The sequence below is a fragment of the Streptomyces sp. 12E genome, assembly GCF_055633275.1.
The window spans coordinates 7,349,838-7,370,195 of the sequence record NZ_JBVNCJ010000001.1 but is presented as its reverse complement, the minus strand read 5'-3'; the positions used below and the strand labels follow the sequence as shown (position 1 = coordinate 7,370,195).

The following is a 20,358-nucleotide window of genomic DNA, read 5'->3' as shown; positions in this document are numbered from 1 at the left end:
CGTCGAGGGCGTCGCCCGCATCGTGCAGGGCGGCGCCGGAGGGCAAGGCTCGGTGTGCCAGTATCACTCATATGACCGAGAGGCATATGACAGGCGCACAACCCGCCGAGCAGACGCCGCACCCCGGCGGCGGGCTGTCGATCACCGCTGCCACCACCGACGGCGTACGCGTCCTGACGCTGGCCGGCGAGATCGACCACGACACCGGTAAGACGCTCCGTCAGGCCCTGGACCCCTCCCCCACCGGCCCGTCCCGCATCGTGGCCGACCTGCGGCAGGTCACCTTCATGGACTCCAGCGGCATCAACATCCTCCTCACAGCCCACCACGCCGCCACCGCAGCGGGAGGCTGGCTCCGGCTGGCCGCGCCCACCCCCGCCGTACTGCGCACCCTGCAGATCGTCGGCATCGACGAAATCATCGACTGCCACCCCACCCTGCACGACGCCCTCAACAGCTGACCGACGCCGCGTGGCTGCCGCCATACTCGTCCGTCCGTTGGCCGACCAGAGGGAAGAGGCACTGATTGAGCAGGTAACCATGGGCCGCGTGCACCTCGGCCACGTCGAATCCGGCCGCCTTCGCACGGACCGCGGCCTTGCGGAAGGCTTCGACGACGCTCTTGATGCCTTCGGTCCTGAGCTCCTCCGGAACCCGCGAGTCGAGGCCGAACAGGATCGCCGAAACGGCCACGGACGTGATGAGACCGACGGCGCCCTGCCGGCCGGCAGGGCGGTCCTGCGCCGGCAACCGGAAGGCCCGGTCCACTACGAGCCGGTCGAGTGGCCCGTACAGGCCGCACTGCCCTGGTGGTATTTCTGCCCCGGCAGCACGGGCCAGGCCACACGCCGCTGGAGAACGGACATCTGACACCGGCGCAGCCTATTGGCCCGCTCGGTCAGCGCGGCGGGGAAAAGCGCAGGCCTGCGGTGACGAGCTTGCGGACGGCGATCACGGCGGCGGCCGTCACGATGGCGTCCCAGTTCGGCTCACCCGCCAGCCGCAGCAGCCCTGCCGCGATGAGGAAGTCCAGCAGGACGGCCAGTGCGGGCATCAACCGCCTCGCCGCCGCGAACACCACCGCGGCGGCGATGAGCCCGAAGGCGGTGGCGGCGAGGGCGGCCAGGTGCAGGAGGGCAGTCACGCCGGTCCCGCCGGGGCACGAAAGCCGTCCGCCTCCTTGCGGCGCTCGCGCTCGATCTCGGCGCGCTCGTTGGCGATCTCCCGGCTGAGGAAGTAGTTCAGGGCGGTCCGGATCGCGGCGATCGCGGCGAGCTGCCCGATCTCCGTGAAGCTCGGCGCGATGGCGGTGCGCAGCACATCCCCGGCGAGCTGGAACTCCAGGCCCAGCGCCAGGAACCGGCCCAGGGAGAGCCGGATCCGGTTGAACTGGCGGCCCACGCCGCCACCGCGGACTCCTGCAAGGAGGAAGTGGCCGAACGCCCAGGCGGCCCCCACGAAGATGATCAGGGCCCCGGCCGCCTCCACCAGTCTCACCAGCAGGTCCACCACGTCCCGGAGCCTGGACTCGGGCAGTACTTCCACCGACAGGAAGATGTTCATGAGCGGCCGGGTACCCCCGCCCGGCCCGGTCGGCACGGCGGGCGGGCCAGGGAGTCGTACTGCACGTCAGGGACCTGCACGCTCGGCCGGCGCGACCGGTACTCGGCCGCCGAGGCCTGCACGGTCAGGACTGCGGCCGGTGATCACCTTCTACGAAGGCCGGAAACGGCAGGCGACGCCCTGCCCGTGAAGCAGAATGGGGCGCCGCTGCGTCCGGCGACGGCTGCCGGTCAGCCGTGGTAGGTGATGTAGCCGTCTTGGTGTAGGCGTGCACGTCCGCGCGGGCACCGGAGGGCTTATATAGGTCTGGATGCGCCCTGCGATGGGTACCGGTTCATGTCAGGCTCTGGGGGGCCGCTGCCTCTGGGGATTGTCAGTCGTAATCGGGAGACTGCGCAGTGTCAGCGCAGCCGGCGGCGGCAGCGGCTGGTTGGCCGTGTCGGCGCGGAACGACTGGAGCAGGTAGGCCACCAGGCGCCGGGACGCTGCACCATCATCCGGTAGGGCGGCCACCAGAGCGCAGTGCGCCAACAGGACCACGGCGAGGTCGGAAGGATGAAAGTCGGCCCGCAGTGCGCCCGACGCCTGTGCCCTGCGCACCAGGGTCGTGAAGTCCCGCTCGGCCCGTTGCCGGGCCTGCGCATGTTCCGAGGTGCTTTCCGGGAAGGCCGCGAGGAACGCGGCCGGGAACCCGCGTTCCTCCCGCTGCAGAGCGCAGACCGTCTCGACCAGCTGCTGGAAGCCCTGCCATGGGTCGGGGGCGGCCAGAGCCTCGGTGAGCGCCCGCACGCAGGTCTCCATCTGCTGCGCGAACGCACCCCGCACCAGGGCGTCCCGGGTCGGGAAATGCCGGTACAGCGTCGCCACTCCGACCCCGGCCCGACGGGCCACGGTGGCCATCGGGGCATCGATCCCGTGCTCCGCGAAGACCGCACGGGCGGCGACGAGGACGCGCTCCCGGTTGCGCCGGGCGTCCGCCCGCACCCCGTCCTGGGCTGTGATCCGAGAGGATTCCGCCATCACTGTCTCTCGCTTCCGGTCCAAACGGACGATTGCGTCCACTTGAGAGCTTACGGTCAATGCCAGACCCCTCCGGCGGCAAAGGCAGAACGATGAACGACCGCATGATGAAGGCAGTGCTCTACGACCGTTACGGCGGCCCCGAGGTGCTCTACACGAGCCACGTGCCGCGCCCCGAGCCGGCCCCCGGCGAAGTCCTTGTGCGGGTGCGCGCGTTCAGCGTCAACGGCGGCGAACTGGCAGCTCGTGCCGGCCGCCTCCGCTTCCTGAGCGGCCGGAGATTTCCCAAGCGCGTCGGCTTGGACTTCACCGGCGAGGTGGCCGCGCTGGGGGCCGGAGTCACACGGTTCGCGGCCGGGGACCGCGTATGGGGGGTCCTGGGCCGTACCTCCGGGTTCGGCAGCGCCGCCGAGTACGTGACCGTGCCCGCCGAGCGGGTCGGCCGGCTCCCCGACAGCCTTGACCTGGTGGACGCCGCCGCGCTGCCGGTAGCCACCACAGCCATCACCGCGCTTCGCGACAAAGCCCGGCTGCGCCCCGGCGAACGACTCCTCGTGCGGGGTGCGGCGGGCGGTGTCGGCAACGCCGCCGTCCAGCTCGGACGGGCGTACGGCGCCGGGGTCACGGCCCTGGCCCGCGCAGCCAACCACGACTTCGTCCGCGGACTCGGCGCGCACAGGGCCCTCGACCACCGGACCGCGCGGCCGGCGGAGCTGGGCCGCTTCGACGTGGTCCTGGACACCGTGGGGACCGACCTGCGGGCTTTCCGGCGGCTGCTGAATCCCGGCGGACGCATGGTCACCATCGCCTTCGACCCGAAACGGCCCGCTGTGTCGCTCGGCTACCTCGCGGCCAGCACGGTCCACGGACGCGGCCGGGTGCGCTTCTTCAGCGGCAACCCCACGCGGACGGACTTCGACGACCTCGCCCGCCATGTGGTCGAGGGCAAGCTGAACCCCGCGGTGGACACGGTCTTCCCCCTGGAGGAGACGCCAGCGGCACACCGGGCGCTGGAGGCGGGCGGCGTCCAGGGCAAGTACGTGGTCAAGGTCGCGTAGGACTCCTGTGAAGGTGCTGATCACAGCCGTTCGTCAACGGCAGCGATGAGGTCGGTCGTCCCGTAGTGGACCGCCGGCTTGTCGTAGCGCGCGTGGCGACGCGCGATGCCTCTTGAGAACGCCGCCCGCATCCCTCGTCGTACGGGGGCGGCACCACGCCCTCAGGGAAGGCCGAAGCACCATCGAGCGCGTCTGCACAGTCAGGCGGTCAGGCGGTCAGGCTGCGGGAAGTCAGCACGCATGCCCCGCCGTACCCGGTCCGGGTGACACTGCTCGGGGTGGAGGATCTCGGCGGAACGTTGTGCCGGGTATGAGGCCGGTCAACGACGCGCATGTGGCGGAGCCGGGCTCGCGGTAGTGGAGGTCGCGGCCGCCGATAACGAGACCGCGTTCGCCTTCCAGGAGCTGCGCCCACCCACGCAAGACGCTCGGCTGGGAAACCCCAGCCGAGCGTCTGTCTAAACTGCTCGCCACCACACGTCAGTGATCACGTGTTGCGACGACCCCTGGAATTCGCCTTCGACCCGGGCCCTGTCGGTGAACGGGCCCTTCGGCCCTCGCTCTGCTGTCCTCGCCCTACCGGACCGTGAGGTAGGCGCGGTCGATCGTCTGGACCAGGGTGTTGCCGTCACGGTCGGTCAGCTTGGCACGCAGCGAGACGGTGCCCGGCTTCGCGGGGTGGTTCAGCGACAGGTGGGTGCCGTTGACGGCTCTGGCCCTGGTCCAGGTCCTGCCGTCGTCATAGGACACCTCGAACTCCAGCTTCTTGGCTGTCCGAGCGGTGGCCGCGCCCTCCACGGTGAAGGGCACCTGGAACCTCTCGCCGGCCTTCGCCGTACTGGTCAGTGACAGCTCGGGGGAGAAGCGGACCACGGACAGCGGCAGCCGGGCCCAACTGTCCCCGGACACGCCGGCCGACCTGAACGTCCACTGTGCCCGCACGCGGGTGCTCACCGGGAGCAGCTCGGGGTCCCGGGAGGCGTCGACACTCAGTTCGTACCGGCCGTCCCCGGCGGGGACGGTGTACTCGGCGATGTCCAGCGGATCGCCCTCGGCGGGGATCTCTTCGCCGTCGGCGCGGAGCGAACTCTCCAGCTCCGTGTAGCCGCTGCTGCTCTCATGCCCGTCGCTGTCGCCGAACATGGGCAGATGCGCCTTGATCGTGTTCCCGCTCCGCGCGATCCCGGGACGCCCCCACCGCGGTTCACCCTCGCCCGGAGGCAGGAGCGGACCGAAGACACCGACGTTGAACCGCGCGGTGTAGCTCTTCTTCGGCTGGTACGCCGTGAACCTTCCCAGCTGCGAGTTCCCCGACTCCCACTGGTGTACGGAGTAGGACCACTTGACGCCGTTGCCGAGGACGTATTCAGAGGTCCGCAGCGGCAATTGGCGCTGGGTGGGGGTGCTGAAGTCGGCCGCGAACTCGCCGATGGGTGTCAGGGGCGTCACCGCGACCTGCGCGGTTGACTCAGGGCCGGGCCTGCCGGCCGCGAAGTCGATCTCGGCCAGCTGCTCGCGCCGGACGTCGGCGGTGAAGCCGCCGAGCGAACCCGTACGGTTCCACGCGAGGCGGTAGTTCACTGCGCGCCCGTCGGCCGGCTGACGTGTCCAGAAACCGCTGTACTGGGCGTATGCCGCGTCCTTCGGCGCCTCCGGGCCGATGTGACCGACCTTGAAGCTCTGGAAATCGGGGAAGTCGAAGATGGACGGCATAAAGCCCAGGGGCTGCCCGTCGGAGCGGGTGTAGCCCGGGATGAGCTGGGCGTGGTGGTTCTCGGCTCCCGCGTCGGGGACGGTGATGCGCGTGGGCTTGGCCTCCCGGGCGTCCATGACGACCGTGGTGTCCTTGGTCAGCTGCAGGGCCGGGGCCAGGAGGAGGGAGTCGGGGGCGGCGGACTCGCCGCCGGCGTTGAGGATCCCGGTGAGCGCATAACCGCCCTTGGGCAGGCGCACCGTGATCTCGCCGTCCGTCGCGTCGGCGAACTCCTGGTAGTAGTCGCGGTCCCGGCCATGGATCGTCGTGAAACCCTTGCCGGTCGGCTTGCCGTCGTCGTCCAGGTGCTTGATGGTCAGGTCGTACGACTCGGTCTCGCGCTCCACGCCGAAGGCGGTGCGCACCTGAATCCGGCCGTCGGCCGAGGCTGCGGTCACCGAGCCGCCGTACGAGCCGTAGGCCTCGCCGCCGACGCGCGTATCGGCGGTCACCGTGGTGCTCGCCGCACCGCCCGCCGCAACGGTGAGCTGCCGCGACGACATCTCGAACATGCCCTCGGGGGCGGGCCCGCCGTCCATCCCGAGCGCCTCGATCGCCAGGTCCAGGACGACCGGCTCGGTGCCGAGATTGCGGTACGTGATCTCCTTCGTCACCGGCTGGTCATCGGTGTGAGGCCACTTCGGGCGGCCGAAGCCGATCGGCCCCTGCTCGACGACGACGGTCTGCCCGATCGCCCGGGCCACATCGGTGCGGCCGGTGCCCTGCTGGTACGCGCTGTACGGGCCGGGCTCAGCGGAAGCGGTGAGCGCCGCCTTGATCCGCTCGCCGGTCCAGTCCGGGTGCTGCTGCGCCAGGATGGCGGCGGCGCCCGCGACATGGGGAGTGGCCATCGACGTGCCGCTCTGGGTGGCGTAACCGGGCGTCCCCGAGGGGAACACCTGCTCCATGCCGCTCGCGGTGGAGGCGGCAGCCGTGATGTCGACGCCCGGTGCGGTCAGGTCCGGCTTGACTCCTCCGTCACCGACTCGCGGGCCGCGGCTGGAGAAGTCGGCGAGCTCGTCGGCCTTGTCGACCGCGCCGACCGTCAGCGCGGACTCGGCGCTGCCGGGCGATTCGACGGTGCTCTCGCCGTCCTCGCCCGCGTTGCCCGCGGAGATGACGAACAGCGTGTCCGTCTCGGCGGAGAGACGGTTGACCGTCTCCTCCAGCGGGTCGATGCCCTGGGTGTCGGTGCCGCCCAGACTGAGGTTGACGACCTGGGCGCCCTCGGCGACCGCCCACTCCATGCCCGCGATGATGCCGGAATCCCAGCCGCCGCCGCTGTCGTCCAGGACCTTGCCGTCCAGGATGCGCGCGCCCGGCGCGACGCCCTTGTACCGGCCCTGCGACCTGGCACCCGTACCGGCCACCGTCGAGGCCACATGGGTGCCGTGGCCGACTCGGTCGACGCTGTCCTCGGCGTCGGAGAAGTTCCGTTCGGCGATCTCCTGGCCCGCCAGGTCGGGGTGCGTCTCGTCGACGCCGGTGTCCAGCACGGCGACCTTGACGCCCGTGCCGTCGAACCCGGCGCCCCAGGCCGTCGGCGCGCCCGTCTGGGCCACGCTCTTGTCCAGGCTGGCCTGGCGCTTGCCGTCCAGCCAGACTTTCACCGCCTTCTTCACCGCCGGTGATCCGGACAGCCGCGCCGTGCCCTGTCCGCCGTCCCCGCCGTCGGTGAAGGTGTCCCAGAACGCGGAGTGGCCGTGCTTGTCGGCCCGTAGCGCCACGCCGTTGACGCTGGTCAGTTCCTGGCCGGCCTTGGCCCGTGCGTCGCGGAAGGCGCTCGCGGGGGGTGTCTCGTCCCCGGCGTAGGTGACGATCAGCGGCAGGTCGGACCGGCTCGCGTCGTCGTACCCGTACGCGACGAGTTGCGTCACGTCGAACAGCCGCCGGTCGAGCTTTCCCTGGGCGACAGCCGGCGCCGCGTCGCCCGGTATGACGAAGCTGTGCCCGTCGACCTTCCGGACCGAGAACGACGCGCCCTCGCGCCCCTTGGCCCTCTCGATCCCGGCGACAGAGCCGTCCGCGGCGATCGACACCTTGTCGCCGGTGATCAGCGTCACCGTTTTGGCGCTCTTCGCCCCCGTAACGGACAGGGTCCTCCCTGAGCCTGCCGGAGCGTCAGGGGTCAGGGCGACGGCCTGGCCCACCCCCGGCATCCCGGTCGCGGTGACTACGGCGGCCATGGCGAGAGCCCCCAGCGGGGCGGCCGCACGTATTCGTCTGCCGGGAGGTAAGGACATATTCATGCCATCTCTTTCGTCGGGGGATGAAGGAATGAAGGGCTGGAGCGCACAGGCCCGCCCCACGATGACTCCGGGGTTGGAACGTCACGCCGTCCCACTGTCGGCCTGGACAGGCCGGCAGTGGGTCCGCCGCCGGAGGCAGACCGCCCGGGCCGCGGGACCGGGATGCCGAAGACCTCGCGTGCTGAGCGATCACGGTCGTTGAGGCTAGGTCCGCCGTGTGACCGGACCCGGCTCGGACGATAACGGAACCGCATCGGCCGATCCGAGGATGTGTCCGGGGACCGCCACTTGGCCGACGGCAGGCGACCGCGGCCACGTCGGCCAAAGATGCGCCTGCCGCGCCGACGGACGATCTCACCGACCGCGCATTCCCGTCCGTCGTGCCCACTGCACACCGTGGCGGTAGTCGGCGTGAGCAGGCCCTCGCGCGCCGTGTGGCCCTGCCGTCACCGCCGCACCCGGTTGGCGACGGCCCGCAACGTGCGCGGGCCGCGTCGGTCCAGCCACCGCCGTTCTCCACGCGGAAGCCGTTGGCCGCGGGCGCGGTGGGGCGGTTGTCCTGGTCGACGAGGGTAACCAGATGGGCGGCGGTCCGGTGCCGCCTGTGCCGCTCGAGAAGTCATCGCTGCCGGTCAAGCGATACAGCGGTACTCGCTGATCACGCCGCCGAGGATCTGGGTCCGCGGCGCTCGGCGGGCGTTGAGGTCGTGCACGGTGGCACCGGGCCGTTCCTTGGCATCAGACGGTAGTTGCTGGCGGGCTTGGTGAGGCCGGTGGGCGTTGCAGTGCCGCCGGTAGGCGGCCAGGACCTGGCGGGCGTGGGCCTCGTTCACGATCAGGACGTGGTCGGGCATCTCGCGCCGGATGCCGCCGATGATCCTCTCGCAGTGGGCGTTCGTCCGAGGAACCCGCGGGGCATTCAAGATCACCTCCGGCTCCTCGGCCTCGAAGACCGTGTCGAACGCCGCACCGCACCTGCCATCGCGCTCACGCAGCAGGAACCGCACGGACTCCCTGCGCATGCCCAGCTCGGCGGCGAGATTCCGCGCCTGGGCGTTGTCAACTTGGTCGGCGGGCTCGGTCCCTGGGGCGATTCTCGGGTTGTTGGGCACCGGGAGGGGACGCCATGGCGCCGTCGTACAAGGGGTTCCGGTACCCGGCGGAGATCATCGCGCACTGCGTGTGGTTGTACCACCGCTTCCCGCTCAGCTCTCGCGAGGTCAAGGAGCTCATGCTCGTCCGCGGCGTGGTCGTCTCCCATGAGACGGTCCGGCAGTGGTGCGCGAAGTGTGGGCCCGAATATGCCCGTGAACTGCGGCGTCGGCGTCCCCGGCCCGGCGACAAGTGGCATCTGGACGAGGTCTTCATCACCATCAACGGGGAACGGCGATACTCGTGGCGGGCGGTCGACCAGGACGGCAGCGTGCTCGACCTCCTCGTCCAGTCCCGCCGGAACACGGCCGCGGCCAGGCGCTTCTTCCGCACACTCCTCAAGAAGACCGGTGTGGTGCCCCGGGTAATCATCGCCGACAAGCTCCGCTCCTACGGCGCCGCTCACCGCGAGGTGATGCCCTCGGTGGAGCACCGCTCCCACACGGACCTCAACAACCGGGCGGAGAACAGCCACCAACCAACGAGACAGCGCGAACGGGCGATGAAAGGGCTTCCGCTCCACTGGCGCGGCCCAGCGGTTCCTGTCGGCGTTCAGCGGGATCTCACCCCACTTCCGTTCCCGCCGCCACCTGATGACCGCCACCGACCACCACACCGAAATGCACCACCGCTTCACCGTCTGGAACCACATCACCGGGGCCGTCGGCCTGCTCACCGCACCCTGAACACGGAGCCGAACCCGGCCCCATCACGCCCTGACACACCACCACCCGACACCTCACCCGACAAGTTGACAACGCCGTCCAGAAGAACGGACCTCGTGCGACTGGCGGCTCGGCCATGATCGGCGCATGGACTTCGAAGGGGTCAGCACGCTCGTCGCTGCCGGAGTCGCCGTCACCGGCATCCTGACGGCGCTCGCCGTGGGCAGGGGCAGCTACGCGGCCCATCACGTGCGGCGGACGCGCCGGCATCGCGCAGGCCGAAGCCAGCTATCGAGCCGCGCTCGGCGCGGTGAGGGCGAGCGACACTCCACGCGTCCTCGTCGCACTGCCTCCGACCATCCGCTCGCCCTAATGACGCAGTCCCGGACGGGATCGGCGAGGGCGGCAGAGGGCCGTCTGCCGCCTGGGGCACGACAGGCCGGGCCGATCCGATGTGACCTGTCCGACCGGGCCGTAAACGACTTGTCCATCCCCAGGGCGGCCGGAAAGGATGACCGGGCAAGATCATGGATTGCGAGGTCCCATGCACGTCACCGTTCCCACTCCGGCAGGCACGATCCGCGGACAGTGGAAGGGCCAGGTGGCGGCGTTCCTGGGGATCCCCTACGCGGCCCCGCCGTTCGGCCCACGGCGCTTTATGCCACCCGAGCCGCCGCAGCCGTGGGCCGGGGTGCGTGACGCTCTCGTCCCTGGGCCCGCCGCGCCGCAGCCCGGCTACCACCCGGCGATGGCCGCCCTGCTGGAAGAAGCCGTGAGCACCGGTGAGGACTGTCTGAACCTCAACGTGTGGACGCCGGCCCCGGGCCTTACCGGAGGTCGGCTTCCGGTCATGGTGTGGATCCACGGTGGCGCCTTCCGCAACGGCTCCGCCTCACTGCCCTCTTACGACGGCACGCGGCTCGCCGCGGACGGCGCCGTCTGCGTCACCCTCAACTACCGGCTCGGTGCGGAGGGTTTCCTGCTCTTCCCCGACGGCACCGCGAACCTCGGTCTGCTGGACCAGATCGCCGCGCTGGAATGGGTTCGCGACAACATCGCCCAGTTCGGCGGCGACCCGGACAACGTCACCGTCTTCGGCCAGTCCGCCGGGGCCATCGGCATCACCACGCTCATGGCCATGCCGCAGGCCCGGGGCCTGTTCCGGCGGGCGATCACGCAGAGCGGAGCCGGCCACCACAGCCACCCCGAGGACATCGCCCGCCGGATCACCGAGCGGCTGGCCGCCCTCGCCGGGACGGAGCCGACGCGCGAGGGCCTGGCCGTCGTACCGCCCGAGCGGCTCGTCGCCGCCAACGCCGCCCTGGGCCAGGAGATCGCCCGGGCCACCGATCCCGCCCAGTGGGGCGAGTCGGCGGGCGGCGGCACCACCGTGCTGCCCGTCGTGGACGGAACCACCCTGCCGCAGCGCCCGGTCGACGCGATCGCCGGCGGAGCCGGTCGCGACATCGACCTGCTCACCGGCACCACCAGCGACGAGTTCCGGCTCTTCCTGGTCCCGTCGGGGATGGGACCGAGGATCACGGACGAGGTGCTGACCGGGTTCCTCGCCGGGTTCGGGCTCGCCCCCGAGCGGGCCCGCGCGGTCTACTCCGCAAAGCACCCCGACGCGACCCCGGGCGACCTGCTGTCCGCGGCCATGAGCGACCACGCCTACCGCATTCCCGCGCTCCGGGTGGCCGAGTCCCGCGCCGCGCACGGGGCGGACACCTATGTGTACGAGTTCGCCCGCCCCTCCCCCGCGCTCGACGGTGCCCTCGGCGCCTGCCACATGGCCGAGGTCGGATACGTCTTCGGCAACCTGGACTCTCCGCTCACCGGCCCCGGCGCCCCGCCGGAACTGTCCGGCCTGATGCGCCGGGCCTGGCTCTCCTTCGCCCGTACGGGAAGGCCCGCGGCCACACCCGCCGGCGCCCTGCCGCACTGGCCCGCGTACGGCGGACGCCGTTTCGTCATGCGTCTGGGCGACGGCGCGCCCGTCCTACTCGACGACCCCGCGCCGGACGAACGCCGGCTCTGGACCGGCCTGCGCGACGCCGCCCCGGCGCCCGCCTGACCGGCCGACGCCCTCGCCGCCCTGGACGATCCCCGAGCTGGAGCAGACCATGTCCGTCACCACCCCGCCCACGCGGCCCATCACGCACGACGACGTACCCGCGTGCGTGGAGGTGCTGACCCGCGCGTTCGCGGACTATCCGTTCACCCGGCACGTCGTTGCCGCCGACGACCACGAGCGGCGCGTCCGCCGTCTTCAGGAGCTGTTCCTGGCGCGCGTCGCGCTGCGCCACGGCCGTTCCTGGGTCACCGACGACCGTCTGGCGGTGGCCGCCTGGACGACTCCCGAGCAGGACCCCTCTCCGGCCTTCGCCGAAATCGGCTCCCTGCTCCCGGAGCTGGCGGGCGACCGCGCCGCGGCGTACGAGGCCGCCGAGGAGGCGCTCGCGCCCCACCGCCCCACGCACCCGGTGTGGTTCCTCGCCACCGTCGGGGTGGCCCCGGAGGCCCAGGGGCGGGGCCGCGGCGCGGCGGTGCTGCGGCCGGGTCTGGAGGCCGCCGAGGCGGCGGGTTTCCCGGCCTTCCTGGAAACCTCCGACGCGCGCAACGTGCGGTTCTACGAACGCCTCGGCTTCACCGTGACCGCCGAGGTCCCGCTCCCCGACGGCGGCCCGCTCACCTGGGGCATGACCCGGTCGCCGGGGCGCTGAGCAAGCGGGCCCCACCGCTCCCCCGGCGGGCGCGAACCTCGCCGCCCTGACGCCGGCGGCCGCGCCCGCCTCCTGCACAAACTCGCCGGACAAACCCCACAACCAACCGCCACCGGACACTGGCCCCCCTCACCGAAACCCTCCGCCAGCACCGCCTCCTCCCGCCCACCACCATCGCCCCCTCAAAGGAACATGAAGGCAAGCCAGCAGGCCAGCACGTCATGAGCAGCCCTCACAACGCAAAGGGACGAGGGCGGCCAGGAGCCGACCGGCAGGCGTCAACCGATCTCTCACGCCAACGCCTCACGACACACAAGATCAGACGGTGTCCGGCTGCGGTCATGGACCGGCCGCGACATCACCGCATCCGGACGGACCTCGCGATGACCGCCATGCACCTGCCGGCCGGGGCTCAGACGCCGCCACCGGGTGCCGAGCTCCCGGCGGTGCCGGCGAAGCTTGGCGGACAAGAAGCGCAGGGCAGAGCTGGACACGTCGTTGCCGGACGGGCAGACAAGCACACGAAGCCTGTGGTGGAGACGGATTTCTTGGTCGAAAACCCACCTGCCAGGGGCTTCATCTGCCTGCCAGCCAAACTGACGTGCTCATCCGCCAGGTTGGAGAGGGCCCACTCGCGGCACAACGATCACGTGTCCGAGATCACGGAGAAACTTCAGCGCGCAAGAGCGCCTCCTCGCGCAGGAGTTCCTGTTCGATGACCAGCTCGGAGAGGACTCTTCGCACGTCGTCGGTGTCCGGCAATCGGCTCTCCTCAGGGGCCGAGAAAACCTTCTGGTGGGAGGCGGCTCGGACAGAAGGTGGCACCGGGGCGGGACCGCTCGCGTCCCGAACCCGTGCGGCGGGCGCCACGGCCGGAACCGGATAGTCGGCCTGCCCCTCCTCCATCGGTCCGCGTCCGGTGACCGGCCGCGGCGGCCTCAGACGATGGTGAGCGTCGTCACTCCGGTCGCGCCCGTGACACCGGTGGACAGACACTGCAGCAGTCCCGGCTGCGGAAGGACGATGACCTGGGTCGCCGAGCGGCCCTGGAAGCGGCCCTGGACGACGGTCCCGGTGAGCGTGGTGACCACCTGCCCGGCAACCGCGGTACTGCTGCCTTCGGCCTCGATGACGCTGGTGTCGCCGGTGCTCCACGTGAAGGTCCGAGGGCCTTGGAATCCGCCGAGGAGGTCGTTGCACCCCGCGTGAAGGGTGAACCGCTCCCCGTACGCACCGCTTGTCACCTCACCCGCGCCGTCGACGCACGACCCAAGACGCCCGTCGGTGGTGACGTCGACGTCCCGCGGTTGGAAGGTGATCCCCGGCCTGTAGGCGACGGACTCGGTTCCCTGGCACTGCAGTACCGCGAGTGGTTCCGCGCGGGCGGGCCCGGCGGCCAGTGCGCCGGCACAGAGTACGGTGACGACGGTTGCCAGGACTGCCGAGCGTGCTCGTGATCTTATGACGGACATGAGACGACCTCCTTCGGGGTGAACGGCGTGATAGGGGTGATGCCCGGCACGCCTGTTCGTGAGACGAGCGCGCAGGAGCAGTGAGGGGGTACGCGAAGCCCCGCGCGCTCCCCCGTGAAGACCGCGCGCTGAGCGACGCCCCCGCGCGTTCGGTTCGCCCCTTGCCGCCCGGGACGCGGGTATGAGTCAGTGGGCCGTGCGCGCGGCGAGCGGGACGCGGGTTTCCGCGCGTTTCTCCCCGCGGGTGGTCTTCGCGGCCCCTTGGAGCACCGCGTCGGCTTCGGATCGGGAGGATGATGCATCCACAGGAGAGCGGCACACTTGCGGTACCGGGCGCCAGGCTTCATTTCGAAGTGCGCGGGGAGGGATCGCCAGTGCTGCTCATCGCGGGCGGCAACTCCGACGCGGCCGTCTTCAAACGCCTGGCCGACGTCCTGGCCGTGGACCACCGCGTCATCACATACGACCCGCGCGGCAATTCGCGCAGCCTCCTCGACGGTCCGCCGACGGACCAGCGGGTCGAGGAGTACACCGACGACGCGTACCGCCTGCTCGACCACCTCACCGGACCCGGTGAATCCGCGTACGTTTTCGGAAGTTGCTCGGGCGGGCTCGTCGCACTCGAACTCGCCGTCCGCAGCCAGGACCGGGTCCGTTTGACGGTCGCCCACGAACCGCCCGCGATGGGACTGCTGCCGGATGCCGAGGAGTATCTGGCGTTCTTCGACGACGTCCATGAGACGTTCCGCCGCGAAGGCGTGGCGGCGGCCCTACGCAAGCTCCAGCTCGTGTTCGGCGACGGGCCGGCGCCGACGCTGCCCGAGGCCCACGACAACACCGCGTTCTTCCTGGCTCACACCCTCAGGCCGGTCGCGCGCTTCGTGCCCGACCTCGGCAAGCTGGTGACGATGGCGGACCGTATCGTCGTCGCAGGCGGTCGCGACTCGCGCACCCACGCCGTCCACCGGCCCGCGGTCGTCCTGGCGGAGCGGCTCGGCTGTGAACGGAAGCTGTTCCCCGGCGGCCACGTCGGCTACGCGAGATACCCGGCCGAGTTCGCCAGGCGACTCGTCGGGCTGTTCACCGCGCCGTCCGGCGCGGCGATTCCGTTCCGCACCGGTGCGGGAGGCTGACATGCGCATCGTGATGGGGGCGCAGAACTGTGGCTTCGGTCCAGCCTCCGAACTCGTCGCGGTCTCCCGGCTGCTCTCCCACCACGAGCGGGTGTTCGTCGGCAGCGGTGTGGCGGCGACGTTCACGCGTCGCAACCCGGACGCCTTCGACGCCATCCTCGAGATCGACGCGACGCGCGGGAGGGCCGGGGCGGAGTTGATCGACGACCTGTTGGAGACCGGCGACCAGGTGATCTCGGTCATGGACGCTGACCTCGCCCTGCGGTCCGTCATCGCGCGGCGTCCGGTGGTCATGGTGGACAGCCTGTTCGGATTCTGGCGGCTCGGACGGCCGTTGGCCCAAATCCGCGACCTGTGCGCGACCCTGCCACGTTCCTCCTACGTCGCGGCAGACCGGCACTTGGCCGCGCTCTCCCCGCATGAGCGCGTCGTCGCGGCCCATCTGCTCGCCACGCACAGCGTGGTGCAGAACTTCCCGGGCGTTCCCGAGCGCCTGGCCGAGTTCGCCGCTCTGGGCGCCGGGTCCGCGATCCACCTGACCGGCCCGATCATCGACCTCGAAGGGCTGGGGAACACCCCGCTCAACGCCGAACCGAAGTACGACTTGCTGATCAACGTCGGCGGGTTCAAGAACTTCCTCCTGGACTTCGACGTCAACAACGACTACCTGCGGCTGCTTCACCACTGGATCCCCGACCTGATGCGGGACTGGCCCCGGTTTTCGCACGTCCTGATCTGCGGCGGCCCTTTCGACGGGCACCGCGAGCGGAGTGTCTCGGTGGCCGGCCGGCGGGCCGACTGCCGTCTCCTGCCGCAGCGCGACCTGCTGCGGGCGGTGGCGAGCACGCCCGGCTACCTGCTCGCCCCCGGGCTCACGGCACTCCACGAGTCGTTGGTCCTCGGCCGGTTGCCGCTGGGGATCCACGAGCAGCACTACGCGCACGTCTACACCCTGCGCAGTCTCGACGGCACGCTCTTCGGCCGGAACGCCGGCCGGTTCGCGGACGTCCTGCCGCACCACCGGTTGCCCGAGGACGACTTCACCGGGACGGCGGCCCTCGTGGAGATCGCCGGCTGCGTGCAGGAGGACGAGGAGCTCTACACCGTATTTCGCAGAACGTTCAACGAGCGGATCGAGCACTATGTCTCGCTCACCCCGGCGCAGCGGCGGCACGGCGTCGAGGAACTACGCCGGCTGCTCGGCGGTAAGCCGGTCCACGAGGTACTGGCCAAGATCCTTCCTCCTCGGGGCAGCGAGTGACCGGCCGACGGCGCCCAGCCCGGCGGTTGGCCTTCCCGACACCTGGAGACGGATTGCATGCCTCTGAAGAACCCGCCCGCGCCGACTACTTCGCTCTCAGGAACCGACTGCTCGGCCCCCTGCGCAACCGGTTCCTGACCACGGACCAGTTGTGCGAGGCGGGCCGCCTCATGTGCGGCCGCCCCGAGTCCCTGTCCCTCTACGGCATCCCCGCCCCCGAGATGGCCGCCCGGGAGATTCGCATCCTGGGCCGCACCGCCGTCGAGTGCACCAAGGACCCTCACCCCGTAGCCATCGCCGGCGTCGTCGCCGACATCGAGGCCATCACCCCCGGGGCCGACGGCGAGGCGATGGTCGTCGATCTGTTCTGCGGTTCCGGAAACATCGGTCACCACCTCGGCCGCTGCCTGGGCCGCCCCGTATACGCCTCCGAACTCGACCCGGTCGTCTACGAGGCCGGCCGGGGCAATCTGGACCGTATCGGCTCTACCGTCCGTCTCCGTCATGCGGACTACCGTGACCTGCTCGGCGCGCTTCCCGCCCGCAGCGAGCGTGACGTCTACATCGTGGAGCCCTCCTGGGGCCGGGCCTTCACCTCGGAAGGTCTCGACCTGACACGTACCTCTCCCCCGGTCCCCGAGATCATCGGGCACATCCAGCGGTCCCGCGACCACGTGCCGTGCCTGGTGGTGGTCGAGACCAGTGACCGTGTTGTCCGCGGCTCCCTCGACACCTGGTGCGGGAACGCGGTCCACCTGCGCACACTCGTCCCCAAACCGTTTCCACCCCATCGCACCGGCTCACGTTTCCACTTCTACCGCCTCAGTGAGAGTCGGCCCCGAGCCGTGCGGGTCATGGGGGACAACGGTCCGAACGCCCGGCAGCCGCGGGCACAGGCCGCTGAGGCGGGCGACAGCGAGCATCGCTAAGCTTGTTCTTTAACCTTTGCGAGCTTTGATCCGGTTTCGCTCGGTGATGCTTTCGGGGCGTCTGGTGGTCTTGCCGACGTCGTAGCGGGTGGCGGGACGACGGTTCTTCGAGCCAAGTGGCCTATCTGGCGCGGGTGTTGATGGTTTGGGTGCACGAGCGGGGCAGTGCAGGTGCGGGCGGAGGTTTCGAGACCCCCGGCGGACGCGGGCCGGGGTAAGCCGAGCCGGCTCGGCCGGTTTCTCCCAGGGGCGGCGGAGATCGGCGGCGGCTTCCCTGGTGAGCCGCAGCTGGGTGTGAGCGGCGATCATGAGCCACGTCCACCGGTCCGCAGCCTCCGGGTTCCGGAGCTTCGGACGCGTCCAGCCGAGCGTCTGCTTGATCATGCGGAAGGTGTGCTCAAGGTCGAACCTGCGCAGGAACGCCTGCCAGCGCAGGTCGACGTCCTCGCTGGTCATCCCGGTCTTCGAGGACCACAGCCAGACCGGTAGCGGGTCCTGGCCGCCGGGCAGGTGGTCGGCCTCCAGGCGGATCAGCGTGCCTTCGAGGATCGGGAGCTCGCCTTCGTGGTCGATCCACGCGGAGCGGGTGGTGAGCCGGGGGTGGATGCGGTCCAGGCCATGACCTGGGCAGTGCCGTACCGGTCGGTGACCTGCGTCGTCGCCGCGTCCGACTCGCCCCAGGTCTCGGGCTTGGCGAAGCGGAATTCCTTGCCGTGCTTGGGCGGCCGACCGCCCTGCGGTGGCGAGATCCACGGCACGGGGACGGGCTTGCGCATCACCCGGTCCGGGCGCATCCGTCCCAGTACCTCAACCGGGAGGCCATCGAGGAGGTAGGCCATGCGCGGGGCGTCGTATCCGGCGTCGAAGACGACCAGGACGTCCGGGTCACCCACCCCCCACTGGCCGCCCTCGATCAGGTCGGTGACCACACGGCGGACCTGGGCGGCGGTGACCTCGGCGACATCGTCGTCCGGGCCGAGGCGGACCGCGTCGAGCAGCTGGCACCAGGAAGTGCGGCCGCTCTCCAGGGCGGCGACGAACGAGTACGGCCAGCCAGGAATGGACTGGTCGCTGGAGCGTCCGCTGCGTCCGTAGACATGACAGAACAGGCGGTCCGGGCTGCATGGGGCGTCCGGCCGCAGCCAGTTGGACACGTCGACCGCGAGGACGAGCCGCCCGTCGGCGGCCTTGGGCTGCGGCAGCACGGCCAGGGCCCGCCGCAGCCCGGTGGCGTCGACGCGGCCGCAGTTCAGCGCGTCGTACAACGCGCCATGACCGCGACGGTGCTCGGCCAGCAGCGTCAGCTCCACCGGCGAGGTGACCGGTCCGTCCTCGCAGAGCATTGCGTCGCACAGCTCGAGCAGCGTGTCGCCGCGCCGCGTCAGGCACGCATAGAAGTCCTCCCGGAAGTGTGATGTGAAGTCGAACGCGTCGTGCCGGGCGTCGTCATGCAGCAAGCTCACCTCTGCGGCCTTCGTATGAGCAGTGGTTCCGTGGCGGAACGCATGATCATGCGAAGGACGTCCGCCTGCCCTGCGAATCCCCAGATGAGTGACGTCGTACGACGCACTGTTCGAGCTCGGAGGTTTGAGGACAAGCTCAGGCCAGGGACTCGAAGTATGCCTTCTGCGGGGGGTAGTAGTCCTCGAAGTCAGGCCGTGGCTTGCCCGTGCGTGCGGCGGTGAGCATGTCCAGGTAGTACTCCCAGCCCGGGCCGGTCTGGCCGAGGTGCTCTGTGGAGGCGAGATGATGGACCAGCCGGAGTTCGGTGGTGCCGTCGCTCTCGGCCAGCAGCAGCTCCGTCGACCAGGATCCGGCCTCGTCCTCCATCGAGACGGCGAGTCGGCGCGGCGGTTCGCAGGCTTCGATTCGCAGTGGGCACCAGGGCGCCGAGTCCTCGAACACCATCTGCACTTCGATGGTGCGGCCGGCCGCTGCCTGGCCGCGCCACGGGCCGAACCAGCGAGCGGTGCGCTCCGGATCGGTGACACTCGCCCAGACGTCGTCGGCGGAGGCACGGTAGCTGCGAGTGAGGATCAGGTCGTGCCCCGTCGGCGTGTGGATGAGTTGTCCGGTGGGCTCAGGGGTCATGCCGTGTCCTCCTTGGAGTGGCGCGCGGTGTGCTGATCGTTGGCGGGCTCAGCCCGATTGCGGTCCCGTCGGGTGCGGTGAACCTCGGTCTCCAACGCCGCCAGACGCTGCGACCAGTCGACACGCTGGGTGTCGAACTGCGTGAGCCAGGCGGCTAGGTCACCCAGCCGGGAGCGGACGAGGGAGTAACGCCGATGGCGTCCGATCTGCTGGTCCCGGACCAGGCCGCTCTCCCGCAGCACGCGCAGGTGACGGCTGACCGCGGGTCGGCTGATGGCGAACCGGGCAGCAATGTCGCCTGCCGTCAGTGGGGTACGGCGCAACATCATCAGGATCTCCCGGCGCACCGGATCGGCGATGGCGTCGGCCACCTTGCTCAGGTCGTCCACACCAGAAGCGTAACCCATAGGTTACACGTCAAGAAGGCAAGCCTCAGTGCAACCAGCGCGGAGGTTAAAAGACAAGCTGAGATTTCGTCTCATTTGGTGATTCTGCGGTGGCAGATGAGGGTGCGGGCGATGGCGGTGAAGGCGAGGAAGTGTCCGGCCTTGCGTTCGTAGTGACGGTGCAGTCGGCGACAGCCGGCCAGCCAGGGCACGGTGCGTTCGATGGTCCAGCGGTGCCGGCCGAGCCGGATGGAGGACTTGATGCCCCTGCGGGCGATGCAGTGCCGGATGCCTCGCTTGCGCAGCCATCGCCGCAGGCGGTCGTGGTCGTAGCCCTTGTCGCCGTGGAGTTTGGCGGGCCGCCGCCTGCGCGGGCCACGACGGGACCGGATCGGCGGAATGCCCCGTACCAGCGGTTTCAGAGCCTGACTGTCGTGCAGGTTCGCGCCGGAGACGCCAATCGAGAGGGGCGGACCGGTCCGTTCGGTGATCAAGTGGACCTTCGAGCCTTTCTTGCCCCGGTCCACCGGATTCGGACCCGTCAGGTCCCCCCTTTCAGGGCCCGCATGTTCACCGAGTCGATCGCGCACCGCGACCAGTCCAGCTCACCGCGCGAGCCCAGTTCATCCAGGGCCAGACGGTGCAGCTTGGCCCAGACCCGGGCGGCGCGCCACTCGGTGAAGCGCCGGCGCGCGGTCGGCCCCGACGGACCGAAGACCGGCGGCAGCTGCCGCCGCGTACAGCCCGTCGTGGCCACGAAGACGATCGCCGCGAGCACCTCACGGTCACCATAACGACGCCGCCCACCACCTTGCGGCCGTGTCGGAGCGGGCGGCACCACCCGCTGGAACAACTCCCACAACCCGTCCGGGACCAGCCGCTCCACGATCGTCATGCCTCGAG

Annotated in this window: 17 protein-coding genes and 3 pseudogenes; 8 read left to right on the top strand and 12 right to left on the bottom strand. The window is 70.4% G+C overall.

Features of this window, described 5'->3' with window-relative positions; genetic code table 11:
• Positions 1-71 precede the first annotated feature (71 nt).
• Positions 72-461, top strand: a complete 390-nt coding sequence (locus tag ACZ8ZB_RS33810; protein WP_470741356.1) for an STAS domain-containing protein — start codon at positions 72-74, stop codon at positions 459-461.
• On the opposite strand, the gene ACZ8ZB_RS33805 is transcribed toward ACZ8ZB_RS33810, so the two are convergent.
• The 4 genes from ACZ8ZB_RS33805 to ACZ8ZB_RS33790 form a co-directional block, all read right to left on the bottom strand.
• On the bottom strand, positions 451-693 hold the full coding sequence (locus ACZ8ZB_RS33805; protein WP_470741355.1) for an oxidoreductase: 243 nt from the start codon (positions 691-693) through the stop codon (positions 451-453). The genes ACZ8ZB_RS33810 and ACZ8ZB_RS33805 overlap by 11 nt on opposite strands.
• Before the next feature lie 205 nt (positions 694-898).
• Positions 899-1,144: a hypothetical protein gene (locus tag ACZ8ZB_RS33800; RefSeq protein ID WP_470741354.1), complete on the bottom strand. Its 246-nt coding sequence runs from the start codon at positions 1,142-1,144 to the stop codon at positions 899-901.
• Positions 1,141-1,563 (bottom strand): DUF1622 domain-containing protein, encoded by a 423-nt coding sequence (locus ACZ8ZB_RS33795; RefSeq protein WP_470741353.1) that lies wholly within the window; start codon positions 1,561-1,563, stop codon positions 1,141-1,143. The genes ACZ8ZB_RS33800 and ACZ8ZB_RS33795 overlap by 4 nt, the downstream gene beginning before the upstream one ends.
• Before the next feature lie 339 nt (positions 1,564-1,902).
• Positions 1,903-2,583, bottom strand: coding sequence for a TetR/AcrR family transcriptional regulator (locus ACZ8ZB_RS33790; protein ID WP_470741352.1), 681 nt, complete (start codon positions 2,581-2,583; stop codon positions 1,903-1,905).
• A gap of 92 nt (positions 2,584-2,675) precedes the next feature.
• Here ACZ8ZB_RS33790 and ACZ8ZB_RS33785 point away from each other — a divergent pair, with 92 nt between their 5' ends.
• Positions 2,676-3,641, top strand: a complete 966-nt coding sequence (locus ACZ8ZB_RS33785) for an NAD(P)-dependent alcohol dehydrogenase (protein WP_470741351.1) — start codon at positions 2,676-2,678, stop codon at positions 3,639-3,641.
• A 576-nt stretch (positions 3,642-4,217) separates the two neighbouring features.
• Here the strand turns inward: ACZ8ZB_RS33785 and ACZ8ZB_RS33780 are convergent.
• Together ACZ8ZB_RS33780 and ACZ8ZB_RS33775 are read right to left on the bottom strand one after the other, a co-directional pair.
• The gene (locus ACZ8ZB_RS33780) at positions 4,218-7,457 is read right to left on the bottom strand and encodes a S8 family serine peptidase (protein ID WP_470741350.1); all 3,240 of its coding nucleotides are present in this window, start codon (positions 7,455-7,457) and stop codon (positions 4,218-4,220) included.
• Between the two features lie 818 nt (positions 7,458-8,275).
• Complete coding sequence (locus ACZ8ZB_RS33775; RefSeq protein ID WP_470741349.1) at positions 8,276-8,755, bottom strand: integrase core domain-containing protein; 480 nt, start codon at positions 8,753-8,755, stop codon at positions 8,276-8,278.
• A gap of 14 nt (positions 8,756-8,769) precedes the next feature.
• On the opposite strand from ACZ8ZB_RS33775, the pseudogene ACZ8ZB_RS33770 reads away from it, so the two are divergent.
• The 3 genes and pseudogenes from ACZ8ZB_RS33770 to ACZ8ZB_RS33760 all read left to right on the top strand — a co-directional run bounded on the left by ACZ8ZB_RS33770 (position 8,770) and on the right by ACZ8ZB_RS33760 (position 12,183).
• Positions 8,770-9,481, top strand: a pseudogene (locus tag ACZ8ZB_RS33770) (IS6 family transposase).
• 523 nt (positions 9,482-10,004) lie between these two features.
• Positions 10,005-11,534 carry a carboxylesterase/lipase family protein gene (locus ACZ8ZB_RS33765; protein WP_470741348.1) on the top strand — a complete coding sequence of 510 codons (1,530 nt, stop codon included), beginning with the start codon at positions 10,005-10,007 and terminating at the stop codon, positions 11,532-11,534.
• Between the two features lie 49 nt (positions 11,535-11,583).
• Positions 11,584-12,183, top strand: a complete 600-nt coding sequence (locus tag ACZ8ZB_RS33760; protein WP_398792237.1) for a GNAT family N-acetyltransferase — start codon at positions 11,584-11,586, stop codon at positions 12,181-12,183.
• A 398-nt stretch (positions 12,184-12,581) separates the two neighbouring features.
• On the opposite strand, the pseudogene ACZ8ZB_RS33755 reads toward ACZ8ZB_RS33760, so the two are convergent.
• A pseudogene (locus ACZ8ZB_RS33755) lies at positions 12,582-12,704 on the bottom strand (IS5/IS1182 family transposase); the annotation flags it as partial.
• A 417-nt stretch (positions 12,705-13,121) separates the two neighbouring features.
• A complete protein-coding gene (locus tag ACZ8ZB_RS33750; protein ID WP_470741347.1) occupies positions 13,122-13,427 on the bottom strand; it encodes a hypothetical protein in 306 nt (101 codons plus the stop codon).
• 602 nt (positions 13,428-14,029) lie between these two features.
• Here ACZ8ZB_RS33750 and ACZ8ZB_RS33745 point away from each other — a divergent pair.
• Genes ACZ8ZB_RS33745 through ACZ8ZB_RS33735 form a run of 3 tightly spaced genes read left to right on the top strand, consistent with a single transcriptional unit; the run spans position 14,030 to position 16,978 of the window.
• Positions 14,030-14,788, top strand: a complete 759-nt coding sequence (locus tag ACZ8ZB_RS33745) for an alpha/beta fold hydrolase (RefSeq protein WP_470741346.1) — start codon at positions 14,030-14,032, stop codon at positions 14,786-14,788.
• A gap of 1 nt (position 14,789) precedes the next feature.
• Positions 14,790-16,049: a hypothetical protein gene (locus ACZ8ZB_RS33740; protein ID WP_470741345.1), complete on the top strand. Its 1,260-nt coding sequence runs from the start codon at positions 14,790-14,792 to the stop codon at positions 16,047-16,049.
• A gap of 53 nt (positions 16,050-16,102) precedes the next feature.
• The gene (locus tag ACZ8ZB_RS33735) at positions 16,103-16,978 is read left to right on the top strand and encodes a class I SAM-dependent methyltransferase (RefSeq protein WP_470741344.1); all 876 of its coding nucleotides are present in this window, start codon (positions 16,103-16,105) and stop codon (positions 16,976-16,978) included.
• A gap of 9 nt (positions 16,979-16,987) precedes the next feature.
• Here ACZ8ZB_RS33735 and ACZ8ZB_RS33730 read toward each other — a convergent pair.
• From ACZ8ZB_RS33730 to ACZ8ZB_RS33715, 4 genes and pseudogenes are all read right to left on the bottom strand, one after another.
• Positions 16,988-18,441: pseudogene (locus tag ACZ8ZB_RS33730) on the bottom strand (NF041680 family putative transposase).
• 136 nt (positions 18,442-18,577) lie between these two features.
• Positions 18,578-19,069, bottom strand: a complete 492-nt coding sequence (locus ACZ8ZB_RS33725) for an SRPBCC family protein (RefSeq protein WP_470741343.1) — start codon at positions 19,067-19,069, stop codon at positions 18,578-18,580.
• A complete protein-coding gene (locus tag ACZ8ZB_RS33720; protein WP_119100252.1) occupies positions 19,066-19,458 on the bottom strand; it encodes a metalloregulator ArsR/SmtB family transcription factor in 393 nt (130 codons plus the stop codon). Before ACZ8ZB_RS33720 ends, ACZ8ZB_RS33725 begins: the two co-directional genes overlap by 4 nt.
• A gap of 89 nt (positions 19,459-19,547) precedes the next feature.
• Positions 19,548-20,350, bottom strand: a protein-coding gene (locus ACZ8ZB_RS33715) for an IS5 family transposase (RefSeq protein WP_470741342.1) whose coding sequence is annotated in 2 segments (ribosomal slippage) — positions 19,548-19,999 and positions 19,999-20,350 — 804 coding nt in all. Because the reading frame shifts where the segments join, the coding sequence is not laid out codon by codon here.
• Positions 20,351-20,358 lie beyond the last annotated feature (8 nt).

Coding starts and splice junctions, on each gene's coding strand:
- ACZ8ZB_RS33790 (WP_470741352.1), bottom strand. CDS start 2,583: ATGGCGGAATCCTCTCGGATCACAGCCCAGGACGGGGTGCGGGCGGAC.
- ACZ8ZB_RS33725 (WP_470741343.1), bottom strand. CDS start 19,069: ATGACCCCTGAGCCCACCGGACAACTCATCCACACGCCGACGGGGCAC.
- ACZ8ZB_RS33810 (WP_470741356.1), top strand. CDS start 72: ATGACCGAGAGGCATATGACAGGCGCACAACCCGCCGAGCAGACGCCG.
- ACZ8ZB_RS33760 (WP_398792237.1), top strand. CDS start 11,584: ATGTCCGTCACCACCCCGCCCACGCGGCCCATCACGCACGACGACGTA.
- ACZ8ZB_RS33785 (WP_470741351.1), top strand. CDS start 2,676: ATGAACGACCGCATGATGAAGGCAGTGCTCTACGACCGTTACGGCGGC.
- ACZ8ZB_RS33740 (WP_470741345.1), top strand. CDS start 14,790: ATGCGCATCGTGATGGGGGCGCAGAACTGTGGCTTCGGTCCAGCCTCC.
- ACZ8ZB_RS33795 (WP_470741353.1), bottom strand. CDS start 1,563: ATGAACATCTTCCTGTCGGTGGAAGTACTGCCCGAGTCCAGGCTCCGG.
- ACZ8ZB_RS33765 (WP_470741348.1), top strand. CDS start 10,005: ATGCACGTCACCGTTCCCACTCCGGCAGGCACGATCCGCGGACAGTGG.